This is a genomic window from uncultured Psychrobacter sp. (assembly GCF_947500265.1).
Taxonomy (GTDB): domain Bacteria; phylum Pseudomonadota; class Gammaproteobacteria; order Pseudomonadales; family Moraxellaceae; genus Psychrobacter.
Map to the genome: position 1 here is coordinate 59,176 of NZ_CANMRN010000001.1, position 26,270 is coordinate 85,445.

The window sequence follows — 26,270 nt, forward strand, 5'->3', positions numbered from 1 at the left end:
GACGCGAGCAGCAGTGTTATGATTGTTCTAATTTGAAAGAGATATGAAGTGAAGTGAAGGTAACCCAGATAGATAAATGGGCACTCCAAACGTAGTCAATTCTGCTACTTTTTATCTTGAATTGACCATGTATGAACAGATAAGTCATGCCAACTTGTCACATCAATAATGAAAATACTTGAGCTTTGCAGGGCCACAAGGTAAGGTAGCTTTGCAAACAACTAATCCCAGAGTTTTATTAATCCCAAAATCCTATCTATTAAGGAGAGTCGTGTAATGATGCGTATTATTTTACTAGGACCACCAGGCGCCGGTAAAGGTACCCAAGCCCAGTTTATTTCTAAAGAATATGATATTCCACAGATCTCAACTGGCGACATGCTACGTGCAGCAATTAAAGAAGGTAGCGAGCTTGGCAAAAAAGCTAAAGATATCATGAATGCTGGTGGTTTGGTTTCTGATGACCTCATTATCAACCTAGTGAAAGAGCGTATCGCTAAGCCTGATTGTGTGAATGGTTGTATCCTAGATGGTTTCCCGCGCACTATTCCTCAAGCGCAAGCACTTGCAGACGCTGATGTTGCTATCGACCATGTTATCGAAATCAGTGTACCTGATGACGAAATCGTGAGCCGTTTGTCTGGCCGTCGTCAGCATCCAGGTTCAGGTCGCGTTTATCATGTCGATCACAATCCACCAAAGGTTGAAGGCATCGATGACGTCACTGGTGAAGCGCTTATCCAGCGTGAAGATGACCAAGAAGCGACTATCCGTGACCGTCTATCTACTTATCATGAGCAAACGTCAGCATTGGTTGGTTTTTACCAAGACAAAGCTAAAGAAGGCGATGATGCGCCTAACTATGACAAGTTTGATGGTACGCAAGGTATCGATGACGTTAAGCAGCAAATCCTATCTGCACTAAAAGGCTAGTTATCGATGTTAGCTAAGTAATTTAGCCAGTCGATGTAGTCATTGAAGACCCTGTTTAATAGCAGGGTTTTTTTATGGCTGATGATTTTATGCCTCATAAAACATACCCACAAAAAAACCGCTTACTCATTATAAGTAAACGGCCTTTTATCAAATATACGACTGGTATAGCTCATATATTTTAATTAATGCTTATGCGTTACCTTGAGCATCAACTTGTGCTTGCTGCTGGCTTTGTGCATACGCTTGATCAAAGTTCACAGGTGCTAGTAGCAATTGTGGGAAGCTACCGCGCGTCACGATGTCGCTGATGACTTCACGAGCATATGGGAACAACACGTTAGGGCAGTATGCGCCTAGGATTTGACCGATTTGATCTTCTGGAATGTCTTTTAATAAGAAGATACCTGCTTGATGCACTTCAGCGATAAATGCTGCTTCTTCCGCATTTTTGGCAGTAACGCTCACAGTTAGGATGATTTGATAATGATCGTCATCTAGTTTTTCAGCGTTGCTAGACAAATTGATGTCAAGCTCTGGGTTCCACTCTTTGGTGAATACGCTAGCGCCTGGGACTTCAAGTGACATGTCTTTTACGTAGATGCGTTCTAGTGCCAATTGTGGTTGTGCTTGTTCTTCAGCCATGGTAAATCCTCTAAAATTAAATCAAATGATTGGGCAAATCGTCATTTTAATAAACGTTCATTGTAATATAAATCGAGACTATTTTTTGGTATTGTCTCGATATTTTTCTTATTACTTCTTACTGCTCTATTAAAACGTGCCACTGTCTATCTTTACATAAAAAAAGACAGACAGTAAAGAAAGGTAGCAGATTAACCAGCCAATAGCTCGTCAAGTTTGCCTTGCTGGTTCATTTGGTTGAGCTCATCAAAACCACCGACAAAGGTTTCACCAACGAAGATTTGCGGCACAGTGCGGTAATTATTGGTTTTTTTCATTAACGCTTGACGCTCTTCGCTGCTCATATCGTGCATGCCGATTTCTTCATAATCAACGCCTTTGGTTTTTAGTAGTTGTTTGGCGTTTGAGCAGTATGGGCAGATAGGGGTAGTGTAAACTTTCACAGATACAGTCATGGTAAATCCTTATTTATAAATTTATGGGATAACAAACGTATTATAAAGAGCATGATAAATTATCATAGTCTAAGCGTTGGTATAGTCTGTTATCAATGAGTAAAGCAAAAATGCATTCGGTGATGCTCATTACTAAAGTGGGGATGGGCATAACAAATTCAAGCCGTTTTGGCTCAAAACGTATTTTAGTGCTATAAAACATGATAAATAGAACATAAAAAATAAACCACAAAAAAAGACACCTGATAAAAAGGTGTCTTCTTTATAGCGTTGGTAGCGCTGATAACGTCAGTCAGGTCACACAAACATCAGCTAAGCGATGTGTATAACCGCTTCACTTAAGTGCTTATACACATCTATTACTTGCTTAGACTTGGTTTTGTTTTACCTTTAGCCTTTGCTTTGGCGTCTTTTACACCCACCAACGGCATGCCAGCGCCTTGCCAGCCGCCAATACCGCCATCTAAGCGATAGACACTATCTTTACCAATCATCTGAATCGCAGCGCCTGCTTGGACGCCCATGTCGCAGATGATAATCACTGGCTGCTCAATCGCGCGAATCTCTTCTAAGCGGTCTTTGAGGTCAGTGAATGGTATGTTACGGCTGCCTTGAATATAGCCTGATTCAAATTTCTTCTTAGCGCGAATATCAATAAGTTGCGCGTTTTGAGAATTGACCATCATGCCAAGCGTGTTAGGCGATATTTTTCTACCGCTACGTTTGTTTTCAATCGTAAAAAACAGTATAGCAAGTACGGCTAATATACCAAATAAAAACGGGTGGTTGCCCACAAATTCCAGCGCACGATCCAAACCATACCTCCAAAAAAATAAGTGTTCTATTAAGCTGAGAAGACAGCCCAATGATATTGAACAAGGCGCTATTATACCGATAAGGCCATCTATAGTAAACGGGCGATGACACAGGCAATAATTGGGCAGTTATTGTACCTATCTATGGATCTTCTCAGCCTAATAAAAATAACTACTCTCAAGACCGTTTCAATTAAAGCAGATACTAATAAGGCTTAGTATCTGCCTCTTCTCGTAGTGTGACGAGGTTTTCAACGCGGCGCTGCAATACCTCACCATCAGCTACTGCTTGCCATAGCGCGCAGCCTTTGCTGTTGTGAGTATGGCGACAGTCACGGAATTGGCAGTCACCAGCCAATGGTGCTAGCTCAACGAAGCCTGAAATAATATCGTCAGGAGTAAGATGCCAAATGCCATACTCACGAATCCCTGGTGTATCAACGATACCGCCTTGAGTGAGGTCTTCTGGATTGAATGGCAGCAGTCGACTGGTCGTCGTGGTGTGCTGACCGAGCTTAGAGTTTTGCGAAATGATATTGACGCTCTGTCCAGAGTCAGGCAGTAGGGCATTGATTAGACTGCTTTTGCCGACGCCAGATTGACCCGCAAAGATGACCAGCTTTTTATCTATATAGCGTTTTAGTTCATCAAGGCCTTCTTGCTCATCGCTCTCAGCGATATTTTCAGGGCAATCGACCGAAGTCAGAACGCTTTCATAACCAAGCGCGGCATATTGTGCCAATAATTCATTGGTGTCTACGCCATTTTCTTCTGCCAATAAATCGGCTTTGTTGAGTACCAACAGTGGTTTGACACCTGCATGATGGCATACCACGAGATAGCGATCGATCAGCGTTGGCGCGGCGGCAGGCAATGGCGCAAAAACAATCGCCAAAATATCGACATTGGCGGCAACAGGTTTGAGCTTATGATAGCGGTCAGGACGAGAAACCAGCGATGTACGCGGTTTGACCGCTTCGATACGTCCAAAGCCAGTATTAGAGTCAGCATTCCATCGTACTTGATCACCAGCAGCTAGCATCGGTAGATTGGTACGCACATGACAGCGCCAGATATCATTCAATTCAAGCGTTTGCCAAAATGGCTCAGGATCATCAGGCGCAATCTCTGGCTGCTCAGGTATGACAGCTGGCAGGCTAGTGACTTGTACTTCTAGTTGCTTACCGTAATGCGCCATGACCACGCCATCCATCAAACTATCATCAATACTATCTTGATTGGACAGTTGCTGCTTGTCGATGCGACGAATCTGTTGTTTAGTCAGTTTGCGTTGCCGGATTAATGCCATGGGTTTTTGACCTATTATAAAAATATTGCTAAGTGTAGCGTGAAAATTTGCTAACATACAGCCTAAAGCGTCTGCGGCAGACAGTGGTTTTGTAATATTTTGACTGCTTGCTAGATTTTTTGAATCAATCGGTGCATGACAATGCTGCCCGAATATGAGTATTCAACCGCAATACGTTTTTTAAATTATGTTTAAAACTGTCCCAAAATTTAATGACCATAGGATATTGTATGACTACCGGTGACCATCCCAATAAGATTAAAATCAAAAATCAAGGCAAAAAAGGGCTGGTGTGGATTGATTTAGAAATGACCGGACTTGATACCTTAAACGATGAGATTATCGAGATTGCTACTGTCGTTACTGACGAAGATTTGAATGTACTTGCTGAAGGGCCTGTATTTGCTATCAAGGTTTCAGATCAAGTTTTAAATAAAATGGATGACTGGAATACCAAGCAGCACGGTCAATCAGGATTGGTCGATCGTGTGCGCCGTAGTACGGTGACATTGGCAGAAGCCGAAGCGGAGACCATCAAGTTCCTAAACAAGTGGGTCGATAGTGGTAAGTCGCCAATGTGTGGTAACTCTATTTGTCAAGATCGTCGATTTATGGCGCGCCAAATGCCAGAGCTTGAGCGTTTCTTCCATTATCGCAATCTTGACGTATCATCAATTAAAGAGCTTTGTTTCCGCTGGCGTCCTGATATCTTAAAGAACTTCGAAAAAGGTGGCAGTCATTTAGCCCTAGACGATATTCGTGACTCTATCCGTGAGCTAAAGCACTACCGTCAACATTTCTTTAAGCTAATACCTTAAAAAACTGGCAAGAGATAAGCTATTTAAAAGTGTAATGAAAGAATTGTAATAAAAAATAAAAAGGGTCTGTTGATATTTCAACAGACCCTTTTTATGTTTAAGCTAGATTCAACGTTAGAATCAAACAAGCATCGTAAACTCAAACAATCCAAACTCAGCATCATTACTGCTTAAATCGTTACTATTCAAACCGTCATTTGAATGCTCGTCATCTGTAACTGCACCAATCACAGCACTGACTTTCGGCTGGCGAGTGTCTTTATCTAATAATCGCCAGTCGCCAAGCACGTAGCGCTTTTTATTAGCAGTCGCCTGATGGATGTCTGGACGATGAGTATGTCCGTGCAATAATGCATCGCTAGTAGCAATAGCTTGACGTACGGCTTTATCATTCACGTCCATAATATGAGCAGCTTTATGAGCATTATTCTGTTGGCTTTTTTTGCGCATATTATCTGCGATGGCTAAGCGTTTTTCTAATGACTTATTAAGCAAATACCACTGAGTTAAACGGTTGCGCATAATTTTGCGAAAGAACTGATATTTTTTATCATCAGTACATAACGCATCACCGTGCTCTAAGCGGTAATGCTGCTGACCAACAGGCAAAGTATACGGCTCGCTGATAAGCTCACCGCCGAACAGATTACAAAACGGCTGACCCAATAAAAAATCACGGTTACCATGCATGACCAGTATCTCACAGCCATTGATACGTAGCTGCTTGAGTTTAGCTATGAGCGGAGTTAGCCAATGTTTTTTCTGTTCATCTTCTGACTCCTTCTCTTTCGATAGGGACAAGTAGGTATCATCACCTAGCCACACCTCAAACCAATCACCCAATATAAAGAGGCGTTTGAGCGCAGGTAGCGCTAGACAGTCATCTAATAGCGCCAAAAAAGCCTGCACTAAGGCAGGCTCCTGAGGCGATAAATGCAAATCGCTAATCAATACTTGCCGCACTTGATAAGGGCGGGTCGTGATTAAGTGATTAAAACTTTGCATTTATCTTGGTCCTCGTGACTTATCGTATGGCGAGCATGATTTAATAAACTCTATTAAATCATGCTAGCTCATTCACAGCTATCGCTAAGTAACTATTACTGAATAGCTGCTATTAAATAACTACTACTGAGTAATGATGGTTGCTGAGTTGATAACAACTGGCTCTTTTGGCACATCAGCATGCATACCGAAACGACCAGTTGGTACGCTGCGCATTTTTTCGATAACGTCCATACCGCTTGTTACTTTACCAAATACGGTGTAACCCCAACCTTGCATGTTCTTGCCAGAGTGGTTTAGGAAGTCGTTGTCTTTTACGTTGATGAAGAACTGGCTAGTCGCTGAATGCGGATCTTGGGTACGCGCCATTGCGATAGTACCTTTGTCATTTTTCAGGCCGTTGTCCGCTTCGTTTTCGATAGGCGCATTGGTTGGTTTTTCATTCATCTCAGCGTCCATTCCGCCGCCTTGAATCATGAAACCATCAATGATGCGATGGAAAATTGTACCGTCATACTGACCAGATTTTACGTAGTTTAAAAAGTTTTCTACGGTTTTTGGTGCTTTTTCTTCGTTGAGTTCGATAACGATCGCACCCATATTGGTTTCAAGTTCTACTACTGGTGGCATGTCTACCATGGGATATTCCTTTTTGATTGCAGCGCCTTAAATAGCACTATTGTGAGTGGTGGTTAAAAAGTTACGGGTAGTCTAACGGCTTTTTTATCCCGTGTCATGTATCAGGCTGTTAATGCGTTTGCGAAACCTGATAGAATAACGCAACTTTACCCATTTTTGACAAATTTTGATAATGCGGTCGCACTATCTAAGTTTTAATATTCTCGCTTTATTTTAATATTCTCGTTTTATTTTAACACTTTAGTTTAAACGTTTCGTGATGCGTGATGGCACGCACCATGAACTGACAATTTGCGTTAGGAGCAATGCCCGATGAGTGATCACTCAAGCAACAATGCACAAAAAGACGAAGCAAAAAACGATTTTATTCGTAATATCATTCGTGACGATGTCAATGCGCAAAGATATCAGCAAATTGTAACGCGCTTTCCGCCTGAGCCAAATGGCTACCTGCACTTGGGTCACGTAAAATCTATCTGCTTAAACTTTGGTGTGGCCAAAGAGTTCGGCGGTGTGTGCAACCTGCGTTTTGATGACACCAACCCAACCGCTGAAAAGCAAGATTACATCGACAATATTAAAAACGATGTGCAGTGGTTAGGTTTTGAGTGGGCAGGCGAGGCGCATCATGCCTCAGGTTATTTTGATCAATTGCATGCATGGGCAATTCAGTTGATTGAGCAAGGCGACGCTTATGTTGATTTGCAAACCCCTGAGCAAATCAAAGAAAACCGTGGTTCATTCAATGAAGCGGGAACGCCTTCACCATATCGTGATGCCAGTGTTGAAGAAAACCTAGCGCTTTTCAATGATATGAAAGACGGTAAATACGCTGAAGGAAAGGCTATTTTGCGTGCCAAGATTGATATGGCTAGCCCAAATATGAACCTGCGTGATCCTGTTATCTATCGCGTGATGCATCAAGCGCATCATCAGACTGGTGATAAATGGTGCATTTATCCAATGTATGACTTTGCTCATCCACTCTCTGATGCGTTAGAAGGGATTACCCATTCATTATGTACGCTTGAGTTTGAAGATCATCGTCCATTCTATGATTGGGTCATCGAAAAAATCGGCTTTGACGTACCGCCGCATCAGTACGAGTTTAGCCGCTTAAACGTTGACCATACATTGACCAGTAAGCGTAAGCTAAAGCAACTGGTAGATGAAGGTATCGTAAGCGGTTGGGACGATCCACGTATGCCGACCGTCGCTGGCATGCGTCGCCGTGGTTATACGCCAGAGGGCTTGCGCGATTTTTGTGAGCGTGTGGGTGTGACCAAAGCGGATAGCGTGGTTGATTTCCGTTTGCTAGAGTTTAGCGTTCGTCAATCGTTGGAGACGACTACTGGTCGCGGTATGGCAGTACTAAAGCCGTTAAAAGTAACTATCACTAACTTTAGTGAAGCGGTCAGCAGTTGGGAGTCGCAAAAAGCTGATAGCGTTAATGCACGTTTTGACGATACGACTCAGACGCTTTGGTTGACTCAGCCGAACCATCCTAACGTCGATATGGGTGAGCGTGAGATTCCATTTACCGAGACGCTGTACATCGATCAAGGTGATTACGAGATTGAGCCGCCAGCAGGCTACAAGCGTCTTTCTCCAGAAAAGCCAGAGATTCGTCTGCGTAATACCTATGTGTTAGCCGTCACTGAGCATATCACTGATGAAAGTGGCAATGTCATTGAGCTAAAAGCGACGATTGACCCTGCTACTTTGGGCAATAACCCTGAAGGGCGTAAGGTCAAAGGCGTGATTCATTGGGTATCAGCCAGTCAAGGTGTGCCAGCGACAGTACGCATGTACGAGCAGCTATTCAGTGCTGAGGATCCAAGTGGCGTCGCTGATGTTCATCAAGCGCTAAACCCGAACTCGCTCACTGAGCTAAATGCAGTAGTTGAGCCATCTTTGGTCAATGCAGATGCTGGCACGCGTTTCCAGTTTGAGCGTGAAGGTTACTTCATCTCTGATAGCGAAGATCACAGCACGGATAAGCCAGTATTTAACCAAATCGTTAGCTTACGTGATAGCTATAAGCCAGCTTAATTTATGTTGGCTTAGTATTTGAAAGTATCCTTATCCAAATAGATATTTTGAAATAATACTGAATAATAGTAGTTTGCAAGTTAGCCCATTTCTAGTACGCTAGGAATGGGCTTTTTTGTGTGTAGTTATTCTATGCATAATTATAGTGGCGAATTTTGCTTATGGGATGCAGGTATGGTGATCTAGTTATTTAACAAAGCTACTGGTCCATAAAAACTCATTAGAAAATTTGTCCATCAGCTTAGAGGTAAATGGAATAACCGCATTACAATCCGTCACAAGACATTCATAACCAGTTTGTTAAGATAAAGTCAGTTTTTACGGATGTGCTTTATGTTATATTTGATAGCTGAGCACGTCGATGATAATAATAGAACGCGAGGCCGACGTGTCGATATAAGCGTTCATTCACATAGCTAATAGCTAAGGAATCAAGCATGGCACATTTACGTTTAGGTGATACCGCACCAAATTTTGACGCTACAACCACAGAAGGTGACATCAATTTTCACGAGTGGGCAGGTGATCATTGGGTCGTTTTTTTCTCGCATCCAGCAGATTTTACGCCAGTATGCACCACTGAGCTTGGTCGCGCCGCTGCACTAAATGGCGAGTTCCAAAAGCGCAATGTAAAGCCGATTTGTATTTCTGTTGATAGCTTAGAAGATCACAAAGCGTGGGCGAGCGATATCGGTGAGACTCAAGGCACAGATATGAACTTCCCAATCATCGCTGATCCTAATAAAGAAGTCGCTGAGCTATATGACATGATGCATCCCAATGCCGATAGCACTCATACAGTACGTAGCGTCTTTATCATTGATCCAAGCAAAAAAATCCGTCTAACGCTGACATATCCTGCCAGCTGTGGCCGTAACTTTGATGAAATTATCCGCGTAATTGACGCACTACAGTTGTCGGATGAGTACAACATTGCAACACCTGTAGATTGGAAAGATGGCGACGATGTGATCATTCCACCAAGTGTGAAAAACGAAGATATCGCTGCAAAATATCCAAAAGGTCACAAAGAGATTAAGCCGTATCTACGTACCACACCTGCACCAAACAAATAATTAGACTAATGTATAAATGTGATTAAATAAAGCCCCATGACTCAAGGTTATGGGGCTTTATTTATTTCTACTTTATGATTAATAAGACTTTGCCATGATGGCCAGATTAAGCTATAACTGTGGTATAGCGTATCAATAGTTTGTGCTTATCAGCACAACAACCATAATAAAGCGTATCAGCGTAAAATCGCTGTCCAATCATTCTTACAAGGAGTTTGCTATGAAAAAATTATATATTACCCGTACAGCGCCCAATCCACGTAAAGCGCTTATCTTATTAGCTTCAAAAGGTATCGATGTTGATGATATGGATGATGTCGATGTGATCGATATTGATTTTGCGGCAAATGAGCAAATGTCAGAATCCTTTACGCAAATGAATCCAATGCAGACCGTACCTGTTTTGACCTTAGATGATGGTACTGTATTGAATGATTCTCAGGCAGTTTGTGAGTATCTGGATCGTGTTTATGGTGAGCGTTCGGTCATGGGTAATGATGTGGTACAGCGTGCGCAGGTTTGTTCTATGCGCCGTGTTGCAGAGTTTGAAGTGATGTATAACTTGATGCTCGCGTTTCAACACAGTCATCCATCTAAAGCACAACGTGTTGAGCAAGTGCCCGAGTTCGTCGCACCATCAATTGCTCGTGCTGTTAAAGCTATGGCGTATTTTGAGACGATATTAGAAGGTCGTGAATACCTAGTAGGTGAGCAATTAAGTTTTGCGGATATCGTGCTATATCTCAGCTTGGATTTTGGTAAAGTATTGAAGATTAATCCTAATGAGCAAGGCGAAAACCTGGCTCGCTTTTATCAAAAGATGAATGAACGTTTCAGTATTAAAAATATGGCTAAAGCCAAACCTACAAGTGTGAATGACTAAAAGGTACTAGAAAAATAGTTTAAATCATAAAATTTATCTATTAACCTACTTGGTAAATTGATCGCTATAAAGCAAAACAGCTAACCTCAATCGTTAGCTGTTTTTTTATGAAATATAATAAAATTCAACATTTCGTTACATAGGTTAATAGTGCCAAGGTTATAGTGGTTAATCTAGCTTAGTTATATCAATTATGTTTTTAAAACGTTTATTTAAGAAGAATACTTTTAAATTATGACTTCTTTTGAATAGGTTTTTTAAAATATAGATGGTACGCGAGATAAGTTGTACAAGCTTACTAAGAGGTATGTAATATGGTAGGTAGCCGAAATAAGCCAACGTTAAAATTACTGCTATTACCCAGTATGATGGCAGTTAGTCTGATGCTAAGTGCGTGTCAAAAAGAAGCGGCGTCTAGCGAAAGTGATACATCGCAGGGTCCTGAAGCTGGCGAGATGACAGACTCAGCCGTAAGTGAAGATCTGGTATCTAGTATGAGCCCTACATCAGACGAATCTGAACCTGTTGAATTAACTGCTCAAGAAAAGCTGACGACCACCTTATCTCATCATCGTTGGACGTTGGTAAACGCAGTCGACGCTAATGAACAACCTATGGCTGAATTTGCGAATATCAACAGTCAGGTAACGCTTGCATTCAACCAATATCAGGGGCAAGACACGCTAAGCTATAGTGTAGGCTGTAATACGATTAGTGCTGGCTATCAGTTAAAAGGGCATACCTTAACTACTGAAGAGGGTATGAGTACAAAGATGTCTTGTGGCGAGCTAGATGTGGCTGAAAACACCTTGAATACGTTGATGCAGGGCAGTAGTGAGTTCAAAATTGATCAAGGCGATAGCCCAGTATTGACCCAGTTTACCGACGATGATGTAACTCTGGTTTGGAATGGTAGGCTTACTGCACAAGCGAAATATAACAGTAAGGGTGAAACAGTATTTTGGGCAGTAAACTCCGAAACAGTACCTTGCGAAGCAGGTAACTCTGAGCAGTGTCTACGAGTTAAGCCTATTACTTATAATGATCAAGGTATTAAAACTCACGAAGGACAGTGGCGAGTATTCGTTGGTGAGATCGATGGCTATCAGCATGACAGCAAACACGAAGAAGTATTACGCTTACAACGCTATCCACTACATATCGATGAGTTATCAGAGAACAGCGAGCCAACTAAAGACGATACTGCTGATGAAAAGTATGCTTATATACTAGATGCTGTCATTGAAAGTGCAGTTGTAGAGTAGCCTATTATAGTTTGAGCATTTGAAATGTTCATAGTCATAAAAAACACGCGTCTAATAGCACGTGTCTTTTTATAGGATGTCTACCTTGCTGTTTATCTATTTTGACGCGTTTCTGTTTCAACGCTGATCTTTAACGCAAGTTACCCAAATCTTCTTCAGTCAAACGCCAACGGCCTTTCTTTTTTGAAGCACCGCGACCACGCATAGCGCTATTCAATATTAACTTATTCATTGAATGGCTTGAGTGAGCATGACAGATGGCACAGGCAAGACCGTCAGCAGCATCTTGTTGTGGTACGACTTCTAACGCTAATATCCGGCAGACCATCTCTTGTACTTGTTCTTTGGCCGCTGCTCCATAGCCACAGACTGCTTGTTTGATTTGCCGAGCCGTATATTCTGATACTTCTAAATCTAGTGCAACCATCGCCGCAATCGCTGCACCTCGTGCTTGCCCAAGCTTAAGTGCGGAATCAGGGTTTTCTGCCATAAATACTTGCTCAATCGCTGTATAGATAGGCTCGTCTGCGTATTTTAAATGATGCTGTGTGATGCGGGTTAGTCCATTAAAGATGCGTTTGAGGCGTTCAGGCATCTCTTTGGTATCTGTGCGAATCGTCCCTGCATCGATATATGTCAGCTTGTCACCTGTCTGCTGTACTATCCCATAACCGGTCATGCGTGACCCTGGATCAATTCCTATAATAATTGCCATAATATTCCGTCTTGCTTACCTGTCGTTTTATATTCAATACAATATAGATTGGATACGGACTCGCTTAGCCTACTATTCGTAGTACTATCTTCCACCTTCCTTGTGTCCAAATTATGTTGTACCGACTATATGGCTTAAAAATTAGCCTTAAGTTTGATAGTATAGCAACCAATCCCCATATACATCATATGTTAGCCATTTTAATTTTTATGGCGCTCAATTTATTGGTTTTTATTTTATAGGACGACACTTTATGGGTCAGATAGTTGGTATAGCCATCGTTTGGTTTATTATCGAGATGCTACTGTGGTATTTGCTTGCTCAGTTTATGAGCGGCTGGTGGGTGTTTATGTGGTTTATTATCGCCGCGGTTATCGGTATCTCCTTGATGCGCAAAGGTATGGCTGCTCTTAATCCAATGGCACAGCAAATGAAAGCTGGTGGCATGATGAACCCTGCGATGCGTCCACCAGAGACCACGATGATCAAGAGTATCGCGATGGCAGCTGCTGGTATTTTACTGCTTATTCCTGGGGTGCTTAGTGATTTGATGGCGTTGTTGGTGGTATTGCCACCTGTGCAGAAAAAGCTAAAAGACTTGGCCAATAATTACGTCATGAACAATCAGCAAAAAATGATGGAAATGATGGCCAAGCAGATGGGTGGTCAAATGGGCGGCGGTCAAAATCCGTTTGGCGGTGCTGGTGGTATGGGCGGTCAAAACCCGTTCGGTGGTGCAGGTGGCATGAATGGTCAGAATCCATTTGGTCAACAGCAGCAAAACCCATTTGGTGATGTGTTTAAACAGCATACTACGGTTGATGGTACTGCCAAAAACATCCCTAAAGATGTAAAAAAGATTACTAAATCTGCTAATGACGAATAACTATTTAGTTAAATCGTAAGCGTAAAAAAAGCCCCTCTCATCAATGACGAAAGGGGCTTTTTAGTGGTAGTAAATAAATTATAAGAAATATACTTACTAACCGAATGAAACAACCGAAGTGCCGCTGTAAGATGGTGACCCATGAACCGTGAAGTTCAGGGCGGATGCGTCATCATCTCTGCAGGTTTCCTGATACACCGCAAGCGGTGCAGGCATACACAATGAGACAATAGGTACCACATCCTGGTAAAGCATTATCGGCTCAGGGAATAAACATCTACTAGCCAACACTTCAGAATAGTTTTATCTTAACCAATGAAAAGAGTGATTGCAAGTCTGAATTACAGATTGATACGTAGCTTGGTTAGTTGGGCGCATTTATATTATCTTGTATAGAAAAATCATCACAAGATAACCCTATAAAATTATTCATAAACTCACGAAAAATGCTCAGTTTTTCAGCTATTTCAAGATGTGTGTTAATATAGAGGGCTTTATATTCCCTTACACAGCATTATAGGCGTTCATTCACTCGAGGAGCGGTAATATATGACCAGTACCCAACAAGCATCAGACTCTATTGATAATAATAAAACACAGCTTAGCAATAACCAAGACGGTGCACAGAATAAAAAGATACCGCATGTCTTGATGATATTGGACGGCTTTGGTCATCGTGAAGAAGATAAAGATAACGCCATCGCTGCTGCCAATATGCCAAATTTAGACAAGATTTATCAGCAATATCCTCATGGGCTGATTTCAGCTTCAGGGGAAGATGTTGGTTTGCCAGATGGTCAGTTTGGTAACTCAGAAGTTGGTCACATGAATTTAGGGGCGGGACGTGTTCTTTATCAGGACTCAACTCGTATCTCAAGTGAACTTGTTAATCGTGAATTTTATAAGAACGAAGCATTGGTCAATGCGGTAAAAGCGGCTAATGAACGTGGCGGTAACGTCCATATTATGGGCTTGCTCTCTGATGGCGGCGTCCACTCACATCAAGACCATATCGAAGGTATGTGTCATTCAGCATTGGTCCATGGTGCCAAGAATGTCTTTATTCATTGTTTCTTAGATGGCCGTGATACCCCGCCTAAATCTGCTGATAAGTACATCAATCGTCTGCGCGATTATATCGATAAATTGAATGCTCATTACGAAGGTGGCCGCGTACAGATTGCGAGTATCATCGGTCGCTACTATGCAATGGATCGCGACAATCGTTGGGATAGAGTGCAAAAAGCCTATGAGCTGATTACTGAAGGCAAAGCTGATCGTCTATCGACACGGGCAGATGGTGCTGTCCAAGCTGCTTATAAAGCGCGTGAGACCGATGAGTTTGTCAGCCCAACGACCGTAATTGGACGTGATGAAGTGCCATATACTGTTAATGATAACGATGCACTTATTTTTATGAATTTCCGTGCTGACCGTGCTCGTGAGCTTGCCCAAGCGTTTGTCTTGCCAGATCATGAGTTTTCTGGATTTGCGCGTCAAAAGCAGCCAAAACTGGCGGCGTTTGTGATGCTAACTAAGTATTCAGATGTCCTAGCTGACAATCCAAAAACCAGTATTGCTTACTACCCAACGTCTTTAGCCAACACATTGGGAGAGTACTTGCAGGATCAAGGAAAAACTCAACTACGTATCGCTGAAACTGAAAAATATGCGCATGTGACATTTTTCTTTAGTGGTGGCCGCGAAGAAGAGTATCAGGGCGAGACCCGTATATTAGTGCCATCTCCAGACGTTGCAACTTATGATTTACAGCCTGAGATGAGTGCGCCTGAAGTCACTGATAAATTAGTAGAAGCGATTGAGTCTGGTAAGTATGATGTATTGGTGGTCAATTATGCCAATGGTGATATGGTTGGGCACACAGGTATCTTTGATGCAGCGGTAAAAGCGGTAGAGGCTTTGGATGTATGCGTTGGCCGTATCGAGTCAGCAGTCCGAGCTGCTGGTGGTGATATGCTTATCACAGCCGATCATGGTAACTGCGAGCAGATGCAAGACTATGAAAGTGGTCAAGTACATACACAGCATACGACAGAGCATGTACCATTAATTTACGTAGGTGAGCAAAAGCTGCAAGTGCGCCGTGGTGGTAAACTTAGTGATGTGGCGCCGACTATTTTATCACTGATGAATGTTGACGCCCCTGCTGAAATGACAGGTGAGAGCTTATTGGTTCCAGCAGTCTAAGCCAGTCGAGTTAAACCACAGTACTTGAATGACTGTGGTTTATACTGATTTGACAGCTGTACTAGAAGATATCGAAAAGGAAAGGATAACCTATTATCCTTTCCTTTTTTTGTGATACATTTTACTTAATTTACTTGCAATACTATGCTAGTTCGAAATATGCGTTTGGTGCTATCTTATAAGTCGCTATATAACGCTAAATTCGTATTCTCTATTATTCAAATGAGTTCTTTTATGCAGCCTATTTCTTTTGCACGTTCTTTTTTATCCAAAGGGTTAAGTAAATCAGTAGGGAAGGCATCAGTCGCGTCCAAGATTTTGCAGCCTGCAATTTTAATAGGTGTGCTTGGTTGTGGGATGGGCGTAAATGCACAAGCAGCAGTGGGAGCTTCTACAAATAATGATAATCCTACAAATGGTCTACAGCTTATCAGTCTAAATGCAGATGAGATAGCGGATGAAAACGACGCTGATAACTTATCTAACATTGCTGATATGTTAGATGTCGCCGATGAGCCAGATGACTCAATAGATAGTGTGCCAGATGAAAGCGCGCTGACGGATGATGCTGATGATATTGATACGGAGATTCCAGCAGAAGTTGCACAAGTATCGTTAAATGCTATCTCTCCTGAGACGCTAAAAACATTTGTGGCTGTGGTGGATTTAGTACGTCGTCAATACGTCGATGCGGTCAATGACGAAGAGTTATTTAGCAATGCGATGAGCGGTATGCTGACCAAACTTGACAGCCATGCTGAGTTTTTAGATGCAGAAGCCTATGAGAACCTGCGTGCTTTTACTGAGGGCGACGTTGGTGATATTGGTATTAAGGTTAATTACCAGCCAGAGGCAGGATATTGGGTCGTGACAGAGGTTATCGATGATTCACCTGCAGACAAAAAAGGCATCGCAGTTGGTGATTATTTGCATCAGGTTGATGAGTTTAAGCTAGATGAAGGGCGACAGGTCAATGACGTTGAGCAGCTCTTAACGGGTATCGCTGGTACGCAGGTAGATATTATCACTTCCAAAGCTGGCCGCCGTAAGCACACAACGACGTTGCAGCGTAATAATAGTCATCCGCAGATTATCGAGACCAAACTGATCGATGGTATTGCCATTGTCAAATTACCGGCGTTTCAAAACAACAGCCGTGAGAAATTACTAGAAGGTTTAATTAACCTAAACGCTCCGATATCAGGCATTTTGCTAGATATGCGTGATAATCCAGGTGGCGTACTGACATCAGCAGTGAGCGTGGCCAGTTTATTTATGGATGATACCGATGTGGTGCAGGTGCAAGCACGTCAAAATAAATCACGGGTACTATCGACCCAAGGTGATGCGATACTTAAGCCTTTGCCATTAGTGGTATTACAAAATCGCTATTCAGCATCAGCAGCAGAGGTGCTTGCTAGTAGTTTACAAGCACAAAAACGCGCTACTATTATCGGTGAAGTTAGCTATGGTAAGGGCTCAGTACAATCAGTCATACCGTTAAACGATGAGCAAGCCGTCAAATTGACTGTGGCCAATTATATGACGGCAGCAGGCAAACAAATAGATGAGATCGGCGTAGAACCTGATGTGACCTTATCTGGCAGCGAGAACACGTGGGAGCAGAAAGCTTTAGAATTAGTGAAGGCGCGCGCACTTGATTCTGGCATTCGCTTTGTTAGAAAAAATGCTACGAAAGAATAGATTTTCGTAGCAATTAATTAACAGCATATACCATTCAACGCTTAAAAATATTTGAAGATGCCGCTTAAAAGAAACTAGTCGAACGCATCTTCAGAAATTTCGAGCTTTTTCATACGGTAGCGTAAAGAACGAAAGGTGGTTCCTAATAATTCAGCTGCTTGGGTTTTGTTCCAGCCAGTTTGTTTGAGTGCCGTGATAATCAGCTGCTTTTCTTGTTCCTGCAAATAATGTTCTAATCCTTGAGGCGGTAGTTGACCGTCGAACAGTTCTTGCAAACTTGATATATCTTTAGAGGTTTCCTGTTGGGCGGTGGAGTCAAGGAGCGACTCTTTGTCATGAGTACTTGCTACGTTGGTTGACGAACTGTCATTATTATTTGACGAATGCTGTACCATTGAGGGGTAGTGGTTGTTATTAGTACGATAGGGATGTAAATTGATAGCTCTTTGCTCAACCTGCGCCGTTGTATTATTGCTAGATTGAATGGCTTGCTCACCGCTCTTTGTTAATTGGGCTGTAGATTGAACATCTATTTGATTTTCTACGCTACGAGCTAGTAGCTCAGAGCTATCGATAGTTGAACTATGATTTTGCTCTTGTATATTTACAAGCTCAGGTTCAATGTCAGAAAGACCTAAATGACTAACGTCTATATATGAAGTTTCAGCTAACGTAACTGCACGCTCCAATAAGTTGCGTAGTTCACGGACATTACCCGCAAAATCGTGGCGTTGTAAGCGTTCGCAGGCTTCCATCGTCAATGACGGCGGCGACTCTAGTTGCCAGTCGTCAGCAATCATAGCCAAAAAGTGGTCTGCCAACACAGGGATGTCATCACGACGTGCATTAAGCGTTGGAAGCTTTAGCTCAATGACATTGATGCGATAATATAAATCTTGTCGAAACGCACCATCCTGTACCAGTTGGCTCAAGTCCTTGTGAGTGGCAGACAAAATGCGGATGTCTACTGGAACTTCTTTTGTATCACCGATTGCCCTTACTGTTTTTTCTTGAATGGCACGTAACAATTTAACCTGCATGGCTAGAGGTAAGTCTGCCACTTCATCTAAAAATAACGTGCCGCCATTGGCTTGTTGGAACAATCCCTGTTTATCAGCGACAGCCCCTGTAAAGCTGCCTTTTTTATGACCAAAAAACTCCGACTCCATTAACTCCGATGGTATCGCACCGCAGTTCACTGGTACAAAGCTGCCATCACGCCGTGGACTTAAATCATGGATCAATCTGGCGACTACTTCTTTACCTGTGCCAGAAGCGCCCGATAGAAACACAGGTGCCTGTGAGCGTGCTAGCTTTAAAATAGTGTTTTTGAGGGGATGCATGACAGCAGAGTTACCAATCAATCTACTATCTAGCATTTTTTGTTCAGGAGAGCATTCTGGTGTGGCCTGTATTTCGCTATCCTGATGAATAACTTTTAGGGCATTCTCTACCAGTTGGCGCAAACGTGGTAGTTCTAGCGGCTTATTAACAAAATCAAAGGCACCAAGCTTTAATGCCTCAATAGCTAAATCCATGCTGCCATGAGCCGTGATCACCGCTATTGGAATATTAGAGCTATCGCTAATTTCTTTTACCAGCTCAAGTCCCGAGCCATCTGGCAGTTTTAAGTCCGTCAGACAAAAATCGTAGTCATTGTCTTGCCAAAATGTTCTTGCTTGCGACAATGTATAAGCCACATCACTTTTGATACCCATTTTAGTTAGGGTAATTTGCATCAATCGACATAAATCTACTTCATCATCGACGACTAGCGCGGTTGTTGTCATACATCATCTCATCGTATTCAATGGCTATAAAATCAATAGTTGGGTCTAAATGGGTGTAATAGCTTTCAAAAGATAAATTTAGGTAAGATTTCCTTCAATAGTTTGAAATTTATTATCAGATTTAATAGAAGGTACAATTAATCGAAAGCATGTTTTCTCATGTTCAGGGATGTAGAGTAAACGTGCTTGATTGGCTTCACAAAATGCTTGTGATAAATAGAGCCCCAGTCCTGTACCAGCTTTATCTGTTGTAAAAAATGGATCGAACAAAAGTTGTAAGTTTCCAGTACTAACACCATCACCATTATCTAATATATCGATTATAACATCGTTGTCTGCGCAGTAAATGTCGATTTCCACATAAGCATGAGGATGAGAATAGCTACTGTAGCGCAGACCATTGTTGATTAAGTTGATCAATATCTGCTCTAACTGATGAGTATCAAATGATATGATGGGTTTGGTTTTTATTCGTAGAAAAATGTCGTGTCCTTGAAAGTAATTCTCCAAAAACGATGGCATCCATTCAGCCAATTCGAGCACCTGCTGGGTAGCCGTCTGCTGACGAGACAGCTTTAAAATATCCTCAATGATACGGTTTACACGTTTTGTCTGTGAAAATATCATCTTATAAAGCTCATGGTTGCCAGTCATGGCAGCATTCAATTCACTTGTTAGTGCACTGTCATCTTCCATTTGTTCTGCAACATCTTCCATTAATAGCTGGCTGGCTTGCGATATCGCTGCTAATGGGTTTCTGATTTCATGGGCAATACTGGCAGTTAATTGCCCTAAAGAAGCCAGTTTCAACTGTTGAGCACTGGCTTGCTCACGGCGTAAATCTTCTAATATGACAAGTTTGCTATCGTCTTTTAGTGGAATAATCTGTACACGTAATTTGCCAAATATTGAGGCATTTGCCACAGCTGGCACATCGTAGGTAAAAGCGCGTGACTGCCCAGATGCTACCGACAAGCAGGCATTAAACAACTGTGAATGCTGTTCATTGAGTTGCTGCTCAAAATTAGAGAGAAGTGCTTGGTTTTGAGTTTCTTTTGTATCGTCAAGGGTATTCTGTGCTGTGACAGGCGTGGCAAATGAAAGGCTCAGCAACTGATGTGCGGCAAGGTTTGCTAAGACAATATGTTGCTTATCGATAACGATAACACCATTCACCATCTGCGTGATAACCTCTTGATTGATCACGTTTAGTCGCTCGACTTCCTTAGCATGGTTTGCCGCGACTTTCTCAAGCTGTACCAATCGCTGAGAGATAGACCAACTCAAACCGCCCACTGCTAAAAAACTCGCTGACATCAGTAGCGCATCACCTAGGTTGGCTAGACTCATGCTATTAGCAATAGCGTAAAAAAACTGCTGATAAATAACGAGAATGATGGCAAGTAACGTAATAACCAGCGCTTGTGAACCATGTAGTAGCATAAAGCTAGCCGCGACGACCACCATGTATAGCATGGTTAACTGCAAATCAGGGTTGCCTGTCGTGTAGAGCAGTAGACTTAATATAATAACGTCTAAGGCCAGTCCGAATGCCAGCTGGCGCCGCATATGTTTTTTAACAACATAAAATAATCCAAGCAGTATCAAGCTTAACAGTACATAAAAGCTTAGAGTCGTTTGTTGTAAAAAACTCGGTAAAGAAGTGCTATCGCCGGTACGGGCAGAGATGTATAGCATGAGCATAGAGAACAGGCTAACAACGAAGCGATAGCTGCTATAGATCAGCCCCAACTTACGCAACTGCGGCAGAGGAAGTGTATCGTCATGATGTGCATAACGAATAATGGCAGAACTAAGGTTGGTAGCAGGGTTCATAAACTGGCCGTAATAAAATAAACGCTAAAATGGTTTATGGTTGAATCAGACCATGACGAATGGCCAAATGAGTTAATTTAACATCACTATCAACCCCAACTTTTTCATAAATACGGTAGCGATACGTATTAATGGTCTTGACGCTAACAAATAATTGATCGGCTATTTGCTGAGGGCTCTGACAATTAACAACCATCATGGCCACTTGTTTTTCTCTGTCACTTAATAAGTCAAAAGGTGAGTTGGCATTATCAGACAATAAAACATCTGCTAACTGTTCAGCGACATCCTGACTGAAGTAGCGACCTCCTTGATAAATCTTTTTAACCGCACGTATCATTTCATCAAGCGGTGTGCCTTTGGTAATGTAACCATTCACACCTGCTTTGATCAGCATTGAAGGATAGGGCTGTGCAGACATACTACTGACCGCCAAAATCTTGATACCCATATCGAGTTGAATCAGACGTTTGGTTGCTTCAAGCCCGCCAATATTCGGCATATTGACGTCTAATAAAATTACATCAGGATGTAGTTGTTTGGCTTGTTTGATAGCCATATCACCGCTGTCTGCTTCACCTACCACTTCGATATCGGGGCTGTCTGACAACATACGGCTAATACCCATCCGTACCAAATCATGATCATCTACCACTAATACTTTAATCATTACCATACTCTTTATTGATTGTCAGAATGGACGCTTTATTAAGTTCAAATAATATAAAAAACGAATATACTTCAACCATTGTTTTTATCTTTGTATATTCAAAATACTGCTAATTAATATAACAAAATATGAGTAATCATAACATTCGAAGTTAAATTATATTGCTGCAGTGTGAATTGATGTTTCTATAATATAAATTGGTTGTAGCAAAGTTTGAACGAAGCCAAAAAAAACTACTAAATCAGTTTGATAGATTAAACTTAAATGTAAACCATGATACACTAAAAATACAAAAGCTCTATGTGAGTACTTACAAACACATCTATAAACGCTACGTACGTTTTTGGCGTCAGACAATATGTAACTGGCGTAATAGCGACAGCAGGAGGCATAATGAAGCAACTACCATTAACCAAACAGCAATTGATCGCTGCTATGATTTCATTGAGTTTGGGCAGTGTTGCACAAGCCGCACTTACAATTAATGGTAGCACTGACACTGCTTCTAGTGCACGCCTGAGTTGGGGCGGCGCTGATAGCTTGTCTGAAGCTCGTAACATAATGTACAAGTCCAACGGCTCTGCTATTAAGAAAGTCGATAATGGCTATGGTACTACCAACATCACGAATACCAATAGTTTTGCTAGTAGTAATAACACCAATACTACTCGCTATAACACAACCTATCGTGGGGCATTTGGCAGCAGCGATATGATTCCGATTAGTACTGATTCACGTAGTGTTGCGGTGATCGACGCTGAAACTGGCGAATCTATCTACGAAAAAGATGCTGATATCGCGCGTCCCATGGCCAGTATTACCAAAGTTATGACGGCTATGGTCGTATTGGATGCAGGCCTTGATATGCGTGAAGAAATCACGCTTGATCCAGAGGATTTTGTTGGTCCTAAGCGTGCAAGCTCGCGTTTAAAATCAGGTGATCGTTTAAACCGCGCTGAGATGCTATTGATGGCGTTGATGAAATCTGAAAATCCAGCGGCGAAGAGTCTGGCACGTAACTACCCAGGTGGCTATGATGCCTTTATGCGTGCGATGAATCGTAAAGCGCAAGACTTGGGCATGAATACGGCGTTTTTTGGTGATCCAACTGGACTTGATAAGCGTAACGTAGCTTCTTCAAAAGATTTGGTCAAGATGGTACGTGCTGCTGGTAACTATGATGTTATTCGTCGTTTTTCTACTACTAAGAGCTATGACTTTTTTGTCTCAAACTACTCAAGTGGTAACCGTACCTATAAAGCCAGTAATACTAGCACGTTGGTCCGTGACGGCAGCTATCCAATCGGTATCTCTAAAACAGGCTTTATCAATGAAGCTGGACGTTGTGTGGTAATGGAAACTCGTGTCAATAATCGTCCTGCGATTATTGTTATCTTAGGAGCAAACAGCTCAGCAACACGCTGGGGCGATGCTAAAAATATCTTAAATAGTTTGGCTACTCGTCGTACAGTGTAAGCTATCTGTTCTAAATGTATAAAAAAGCTGTTATATCATATAACGGCTTTTTTATTGTGTTGAATTTAAGCATTAAGGATACACGCTATGGGTCATTCACCATTCTCCTCAGTTATGCCTAAGCTATATTTATTGACCAACGATGATGAATTTGAGCTGTTATATCAAAAGCTAGAAGCAGCCTTATCGACAGGATTGATTGCACTATTACAAATTCGTCGTAAGCAAGTTCTTAGTCTACCTGATGGAGCTTTGAAGCTTTTTGATGAGGCGCAAAGAATCGTTGAGTTAGCTAAAACGTATAGCGTGCCAGTTGTTATTAATGATGACGTGAAGTTGGCCGAAAAGCTTGGCGTTGGGGTACACCTTGGTCAAACAGACGGCAGTATCGGTAATGCTTTGCAATCCCTTTCACCGCATCAAATCATCGGTCGTACCTGCCATGGTGATGTAGCGCTGATTAAAGAAGCAAAAAATGATGGTGCAAGCTATGCTGCGATGGGTGCTGTATTTACTTCTACAACTAAGCCAAATGCTAATATCATTTCGCGTCAGCAGCTTGTGGAAGGGTGTCAGCAAGGCATACCAATCTGTGTGATAGGGGGGTTAACCGCAGAAAATGTCTCAGATTTAGTAGATTTGCCCATTGCGCTTGTGGCAGTAGTCGGGGATATCATGGATTTGCCAGCAGCAGACATAGCTCAGCGCTGTTGTGAGTGGCAGCAGGCATTTTCTAAATGGAAAATACCTACTTGAAGTACTCTTATTAGAGAGGTTTTAGAGTAGTAATAGTCTTATAATAGAATATTAATATGACAGCGCTACTCAGCGTGTTCCATACATAAGGTAGCATAGGGTAGCGCTTCTAAGCGTTGCTCTTCGATCTGTTCACCGCAGACTTCGCACTCGCCATAAGTACCATTTTCAATTCGGCTCAATGCATTTTCGACATAGATTAAGCTTTGATGCGCTTCACTCATTAAGTTTTTGCGCATGTCATTTTGACGATAGGATATGGCCTGATCTTCCCAGTGTTCATTGAGATCATCTTGCGGGTTTTGTATGTGATCTTCTATCTTATCAATCCGAGACTCGTACTCATCTTTTAATTTTAATAGGTTTTGTTTAGCAGTGTCTAAGTTGATGCTCATTATTTTCTCCTAATGGATTATTTTTATTGTCAATGTTTCTATCATAAAGAGCTTGACTGCTGAGTACCACCACGAAATGTTACGGTTTATTGATTATGCTTGAAGCTAGCAACTGCAATTGTTGCAATCGAATAATGGTCTGAGAATTTAGACTAAATATTTTAAACGTGCTGAAATTTGTGTCAGGTTGCTTGTGAGACTGCGCTAGAAAACTGGTAGAATACACCGCCGCTAAATTCTGCTTACTTGATCGATCCATCAGAGTGGTTTGATAAGTGCCAGAGCCAAGCGTTAAAAAACATTAAAAAGTAATAAAGCTGATAGTGACGATATAGCTTGGATATAAAATAGCGTATTTATAAAGCCGGTTAGTAAGAGTGCGACGAAATAGTAGAGCGAGCTTAGCACTGAATCTGATTTATATAGAGCTGACTATAATAGTCATATCAGTAACGACAGTAATCGCAAATTAACAGATATATTGATGCATAGGAGCAGGTGATGAATTTTTTGCGTATGAGTGAGTTGAACTTAACGGATAAAGTGGTGTTGATCCGAGAAGATTTAAATGTACCTATTAAAGACGGCAAGGTCACGAGCGATGCGCGCTTGCAAGCCAGTCTTCCTACCATCAAGATGGCGCTCGAAAAAGGCGCTGCGGTAATTGTTTGCTCACATTTAGGCCGCCCAACAGAAGGCAATCCTGAAGCTGTATACTCATTAGCGCCGGTTGCTGACTATCTGACGGAAAAATTAAGCTCGCAACTATCGACGCCTGTACGTCTTAATAGTGATTATCTTACCCAAGGTGCCAATGTGAAATCTGGCGAAGTGGTTCTATTAGAAAATGTACGCTTCAATGACGGTGAAAAGAAAAACGATGCCACGCTAGCGAAAAAGTATGCTGATTTGTGCGATGTGTTTGTGATGGACGCTTTTGGTACAGCGCACCGTGCACAGGCATCAACAGAGGGTGTTACGCAAGCGATGCGTCAAGCAGACAAAACCGTCTGTGCAGGGCCATTGTTAGCTGCTGAACTTGATGCTTTGAGCCTAGCGCTTGAAACACCAGCACAACCAATGCTTGCTATCGTTGGTGGGTCAAAAGTATCAACCAAATTAGAAGTGCTACACAGCTTGGCTGAAGTTTGCACACAGATTATCGTTGGTGGCGGTATTGCTAATACTTTCTTAGCAGCACAAGGTCACAGTGTTGGCGCCTCATTGTACGAAGCAGACTTGCTCGATACTGCACGTGACATTATGACCAAGACTGAAATTCTACTGCCTGAATACGTCGTAGTCGCTGATAAAAACGACATCGATTTTGCTGACTTTACTGGCTCATTGCAAAAAGCCACTGCAACGATCAAATCAGTTGATGCTATCGGTGACAATGACATGATATTGGATATCGCACCAGAAAGCGCAAAGCGACTTGCTGATGCCATTATTAATGCAGAAACTATCTTGTGGAATGGTCCAGTGGGTGTCTTTGAAGTCGATGCTTTCGGGCAAGGTACACAGATATTAGCTACTGCTGTAAGAGACAGCGATGGTTTCTCTATCGCGGGCGGCGGTGATACGTTAGCGGCTATCGATAAATATCAAGTTGCTAATGGTGTGAGCTATATGTCAACAGGTGGCGGTGCGTTTTTAGAGTTTGTTGAAGGTAAAGTACTTCCAGCAGTTGCTGCACTGCAAATAGATGCCTAACTAATTAACGATACTCTGTAGCTTAGTAACATTAGACGTACAACTAACTTTAAATAACTAAGGTAGTCTGTAAAAATAATATTTTGGCTGTTGATTTGCTTGTTTTTATTGATATAAGTAAGCGCAATAGCCATCGATTATTATTAAGCAGTCATTATTTATTTATATACTGAAAATTATTATTGCATGTCTGATTCGCACTCTATAAAATAGCGCGACCATG

General features: G+C 42.0%; 23 protein-coding genes and 1 other RNA gene. 12 read left to right on the forward strand and 12 right to left on the reverse strand.

Features of this window, described 5'->3' with window-relative positions; genetic code table 11:
* Positions 1-279: 279 nt before the first annotated feature.
* Positions 280-933: an adenylate kinase gene (gene adk / locus Q0788_RS00240; protein ID WP_180952604.1), complete on the forward strand. Its 654-nt coding sequence runs from the start codon at positions 280-282 to the stop codon at positions 931-933.
* 192 nt (positions 934-1,125) lie between these two features.
* Here adk and secB read toward each other — a convergent pair whose 3' ends face one another.
* The 4 genes from secB to rsgA form a co-directional block, all read right to left on the reverse strand.
* On the reverse strand, positions 1,126-1,578 hold the full coding sequence (gene secB, locus Q0788_RS00245; protein ID WP_057760989.1) for a protein-export chaperone SecB: 453 nt from the start codon (positions 1,576-1,578) through the stop codon (positions 1,126-1,128).
* A 191-nt stretch (positions 1,579-1,769) separates the two neighbouring features.
* The gene (gene grxC, locus Q0788_RS00250) at positions 1,770-2,033 is read right to left on the reverse strand and encodes a glutaredoxin 3 (RefSeq protein WP_021813631.1); all 264 of its coding nucleotides are present in this window, start codon (positions 2,031-2,033) and stop codon (positions 1,770-1,772) included.
* Positions 2,034-2,392: 359 nt separating this feature from the next.
* Positions 2,393-2,848, reverse strand: a complete 456-nt coding sequence (locus Q0788_RS00255) for a rhodanese-like domain-containing protein (RefSeq protein ID WP_201567342.1) — start codon at positions 2,846-2,848, stop codon at positions 2,393-2,395.
* A 205-nt stretch (positions 2,849-3,053) separates the two neighbouring features.
* Positions 3,054-4,157 carry a ribosome small subunit-dependent GTPase A gene (gene rsgA / locus Q0788_RS00260; protein WP_261869670.1) on the reverse strand — a complete coding sequence of 368 codons (1,104 nt, stop codon included), beginning with the start codon at positions 4,155-4,157 and terminating at the stop codon, positions 3,054-3,056.
* Positions 4,158-4,387: 230 nt separating this feature from the next.
* Between rsgA and orn the strand changes: the two genes are divergently transcribed.
* Positions 4,388-4,975, forward strand: a complete 588-nt coding sequence (gene orn / locus Q0788_RS00265) for an oligoribonuclease (RefSeq protein WP_057760984.1) — start codon at positions 4,388-4,390, stop codon at positions 4,973-4,975.
* A gap of 120 nt (positions 4,976-5,095) precedes the next feature.
* On the opposite strand, the gene Q0788_RS00270 is transcribed toward orn, so the two are convergent.
* Complete coding sequence (locus tag Q0788_RS00270) at positions 5,096-5,980, reverse strand: UDP-2,3-diacylglucosamine diphosphatase (RefSeq protein WP_298807165.1); 885 nt, start codon at positions 5,978-5,980, stop codon at positions 5,096-5,098.
* Between the two features lie 123 nt (positions 5,981-6,103).
* Positions 6,104-6,619, reverse strand: a complete 516-nt coding sequence (locus Q0788_RS00275) for a peptidylprolyl isomerase (protein WP_057760980.1) — start codon at positions 6,617-6,619, stop codon at positions 6,104-6,106.
* A 312-nt stretch (positions 6,620-6,931) separates the two neighbouring features.
* On the opposite strand from Q0788_RS00275, the gene Q0788_RS00280 reads away from it, so the two are divergent.
* The 4 genes from Q0788_RS00280 to Q0788_RS00295 all read left to right on the forward strand — a co-directional run bounded on the left by Q0788_RS00280 (position 6,932) and on the right by Q0788_RS00295 (position 11,895).
* A complete protein-coding gene (locus Q0788_RS00280; RefSeq protein WP_298807166.1) occupies positions 6,932-8,671 on the forward strand; it encodes a glutamine--tRNA ligase/YqeY domain fusion protein in 1,740 nt (579 codons plus the stop codon).
* Between the two features lie 437 nt (positions 8,672-9,108).
* The gene (locus Q0788_RS00285) at positions 9,109-9,747 is read left to right on the forward strand and encodes a peroxiredoxin (protein ID WP_114700376.1); all 639 of its coding nucleotides are present in this window, start codon (positions 9,109-9,111) and stop codon (positions 9,745-9,747) included.
* Positions 9,748-9,967: 220 nt separating this feature from the next.
* Positions 9,968-10,630, forward strand: coding sequence for a glutathione S-transferase family protein (locus Q0788_RS00290; protein ID WP_298807168.1), 663 nt, complete (start codon positions 9,968-9,970; stop codon positions 10,628-10,630).
* Positions 10,631-10,944: 314 nt separating this feature from the next.
* Positions 10,945-11,895 (forward strand): META domain-containing protein, encoded by a 951-nt coding sequence (locus Q0788_RS00295; protein WP_298807169.1) that lies wholly within the window; start codon positions 10,945-10,947, stop codon positions 11,893-11,895.
* 130 nt (positions 11,896-12,025) lie between these two features.
* Here Q0788_RS00295 and ruvC read toward each other — a convergent pair whose 3' ends face one another.
* Positions 12,026-12,610 (reverse strand): crossover junction endodeoxyribonuclease RuvC, encoded by a 585-nt coding sequence (gene ruvC / locus Q0788_RS00300; RefSeq protein ID WP_057760973.1) that lies wholly within the window; start codon positions 12,608-12,610, stop codon positions 12,026-12,028.
* A gap of 253 nt (positions 12,611-12,863) precedes the next feature.
* Here ruvC and Q0788_RS00305 point away from each other — a divergent pair, with 253 nt between their 5' ends.
* On the forward strand, positions 12,864-13,496 hold the full coding sequence (locus Q0788_RS00305; protein ID WP_057760971.1) for an FxsA family protein: 633 nt from the start codon (positions 12,864-12,866) through the stop codon (positions 13,494-13,496).
* A gap of 106 nt (positions 13,497-13,602) precedes the next feature.
* Here Q0788_RS00305 and ssrS read toward each other — a convergent pair.
* Positions 13,603-13,798, reverse strand: a non-coding RNA gene (gene ssrS / locus Q0788_RS00310) — 6S RNA.
* A 247-nt stretch (positions 13,799-14,045) separates the two neighbouring features.
* Between ssrS and gpmI the strand changes: the two genes are divergently transcribed.
* Positions 14,046-15,704 (forward strand): 2,3-bisphosphoglycerate-independent phosphoglycerate mutase, encoded by a 1,659-nt coding sequence (gene gpmI / locus Q0788_RS00315; RefSeq protein WP_298807170.1) that lies wholly within the window; start codon positions 14,046-14,048, stop codon positions 15,702-15,704.
* A 234-nt stretch (positions 15,705-15,938) separates the two neighbouring features.
* Positions 15,939-17,408 (forward strand): S41 family peptidase, encoded by a 1,470-nt coding sequence (locus Q0788_RS00320; RefSeq protein WP_298807171.1) that lies wholly within the window; start codon positions 15,939-15,941, stop codon positions 17,406-17,408.
* Positions 17,409-17,482: 74 nt separating this feature from the next.
* Here the strand turns inward: Q0788_RS00320 and Q0788_RS00325 are convergent, their stop codons facing one another.
* The 3 genes from Q0788_RS00325 to Q0788_RS00335 all read right to left on the reverse strand — a co-directional run bounded on the left by Q0788_RS00325 (position 17,483) and on the right by Q0788_RS00335 (position 21,704).
* A complete protein-coding gene (locus Q0788_RS00325; protein ID WP_298807173.1) occupies positions 17,483-19,198 on the reverse strand; it encodes a sigma-54 dependent transcriptional regulator in 1,716 nt (571 codons plus the stop codon).
* Between the two features lie 78 nt (positions 19,199-19,276).
* Positions 19,277-21,034, reverse strand: coding sequence for an ATP-binding protein (locus Q0788_RS00330; RefSeq protein WP_298807174.1), 1,758 nt, complete (start codon positions 21,032-21,034; stop codon positions 19,277-19,279).
* A 34-nt stretch (positions 21,035-21,068) separates the two neighbouring features.
* A complete protein-coding gene (locus tag Q0788_RS00335; RefSeq protein WP_101206382.1) occupies positions 21,069-21,704 on the reverse strand; it encodes a response regulator in 636 nt (211 codons plus the stop codon).
* Between the two features lie 393 nt (positions 21,705-22,097).
* On the opposite strand from Q0788_RS00335, the gene Q0788_RS00340 reads away from it, so the two are divergent.
* Together Q0788_RS00340 and Q0788_RS00345 are read left to right on the forward strand one after the other, a co-directional pair.
* Positions 22,098-23,180 (forward strand): serine hydrolase, encoded by a 1,083-nt coding sequence (locus Q0788_RS00340; protein WP_201608238.1) that lies wholly within the window; start codon positions 22,098-22,100, stop codon positions 23,178-23,180.
* Positions 23,181-23,267: 87 nt separating this feature from the next.
* Entirely contained in the window at positions 23,268-23,936 is a 669-nt protein-coding gene (locus Q0788_RS00345; RefSeq protein ID WP_298807175.1) for a thiamine phosphate synthase, read from the forward strand.
* 65 nt (positions 23,937-24,001) lie between these two features.
* On the opposite strand, the gene Q0788_RS00350 is transcribed toward Q0788_RS00345, so the two are convergent.
* Entirely contained in the window at positions 24,002-24,331 is a 330-nt protein-coding gene (locus Q0788_RS00350) for a TraR/DksA C4-type zinc finger protein (RefSeq protein ID WP_296211482.1), read from the reverse strand.
* 501 nt (positions 24,332-24,832) lie between these two features.
* Here Q0788_RS00350 and Q0788_RS00355 point away from each other — a divergent pair.
* Positions 24,833-26,047 carry a phosphoglycerate kinase gene (locus Q0788_RS00355; RefSeq protein ID WP_298807177.1) on the forward strand — a complete coding sequence of 405 codons (1,215 nt, stop codon included), beginning with the start codon at positions 24,833-24,835 and terminating at the stop codon, positions 26,045-26,047.
* The last annotated feature ends 223 nt before the right edge of the window (positions 26,048-26,270 follow it).

Bases quoted from the DNA above. Each gene is read 5' to 3' on its own strand.
- Q0788_RS00320 (WP_298807171.1), top strand. From the start codon at position 15,939: ATGCAGCCTATTTCTTTTGCACGTTCTTTTTTATCCAAAGGGTTAAGT.
- Q0788_RS00325 (WP_298807173.1), bottom strand. From the start codon at position 19,198: ATGACAACAACCGCGCTAGTCGTCGATGATGAAGTAGATTTATGTCGA.
- orn (WP_057760984.1), top strand. From the start codon at position 4,388: ATGACTACCGGTGACCATCCCAATAAGATTAAAATCAAAAATCAAGGC.
- adk (WP_180952604.1), top strand. From the start codon at position 280: ATGCGTATTATTTTACTAGGACCACCAGGCGCCGGTAAAGGTACCCAA.
- Q0788_RS00335 (WP_101206382.1), bottom strand. From the start codon at position 21,704: ATGATTAAAGTATTAGTGGTAGATGATCATGATTTGGTACGGATGGGT.
- Q0788_RS00305 (WP_057760971.1), top strand. From the start codon at position 12,864: ATGGGTCAGATAGTTGGTATAGCCATCGTTTGGTTTATTATCGAGATG.
- Q0788_RS00285 (WP_114700376.1), top strand. From the start codon at position 9,109: ATGGCACATTTACGTTTAGGTGATACCGCACCAAATTTTGACGCTACA.
- Q0788_RS00290 (WP_298807168.1), top strand. From the start codon at position 9,968: ATGAAAAAATTATATATTACCCGTACAGCGCCCAATCCACGTAAAGCG.
- rsgA (WP_261869670.1), bottom strand. From the start codon at position 4,157: ATGGCATTAATCCGGCAACGCAAACTGACTAAACAACAGATTCGTCGC.
- Q0788_RS00355 (WP_298807177.1), top strand. From the start codon at position 24,833: ATGAATTTTTTGCGTATGAGTGAGTTGAACTTAACGGATAAAGTGGTG.
- Q0788_RS00345 (WP_298807175.1), top strand. From the start codon at position 23,268: ATGGGTCATTCACCATTCTCCTCAGTTATGCCTAAGCTATATTTATTG.
- Q0788_RS00270 (WP_298807165.1), bottom strand. From the start codon at position 5,980: ATGCAAAGTTTTAATCACTTAATCACGACCCGCCCTTATCAAGTGCGG.
- grxC (WP_021813631.1), bottom strand. From the start codon at position 2,033: ATGACTGTATCTGTGAAAGTTTACACTACCCCTATCTGCCCATACTGC.
- secB (WP_057760989.1), bottom strand. From the start codon at position 1,578: ATGGCTGAAGAACAAGCACAACCACAATTGGCACTAGAACGCATCTAC.
- Q0788_RS00350 (WP_296211482.1), bottom strand. From the start codon at position 24,331: ATGAGCATCAACTTAGACACTGCTAAACAAAACCTATTAAAATTAAAA.
- ruvC (WP_057760973.1), bottom strand. From the start codon at position 12,610: ATGGCAATTATTATAGGAATTGATCCAGGGTCACGCATGACCGGTTAT.
- Q0788_RS00295 (WP_298807169.1), top strand. From the start codon at position 10,945: ATGGTAGGTAGCCGAAATAAGCCAACGTTAAAATTACTGCTATTACCC.
- Q0788_RS00280 (WP_298807166.1), top strand. From the start codon at position 6,932: ATGAGTGATCACTCAAGCAACAATGCACAAAAAGACGAAGCAAAAAAC.
- gpmI (WP_298807170.1), top strand. From the start codon at position 14,046: ATGACCAGTACCCAACAAGCATCAGACTCTATTGATAATAATAAAACA.
- Q0788_RS00275 (WP_057760980.1), bottom strand. From the start codon at position 6,619: ATGGTAGACATGCCACCAGTAGTAGAACTTGAAACCAATATGGGTGCG.
- Q0788_RS00340 (WP_201608238.1), top strand. From the start codon at position 22,098: ATGAAGCAACTACCATTAACCAAACAGCAATTGATCGCTGCTATGATT.
- Q0788_RS00330 (WP_298807174.1), bottom strand. From the start codon at position 21,034: ATGAACCCTGCTACCAACCTTAGTTCTGCCATTATTCGTTATGCACAT.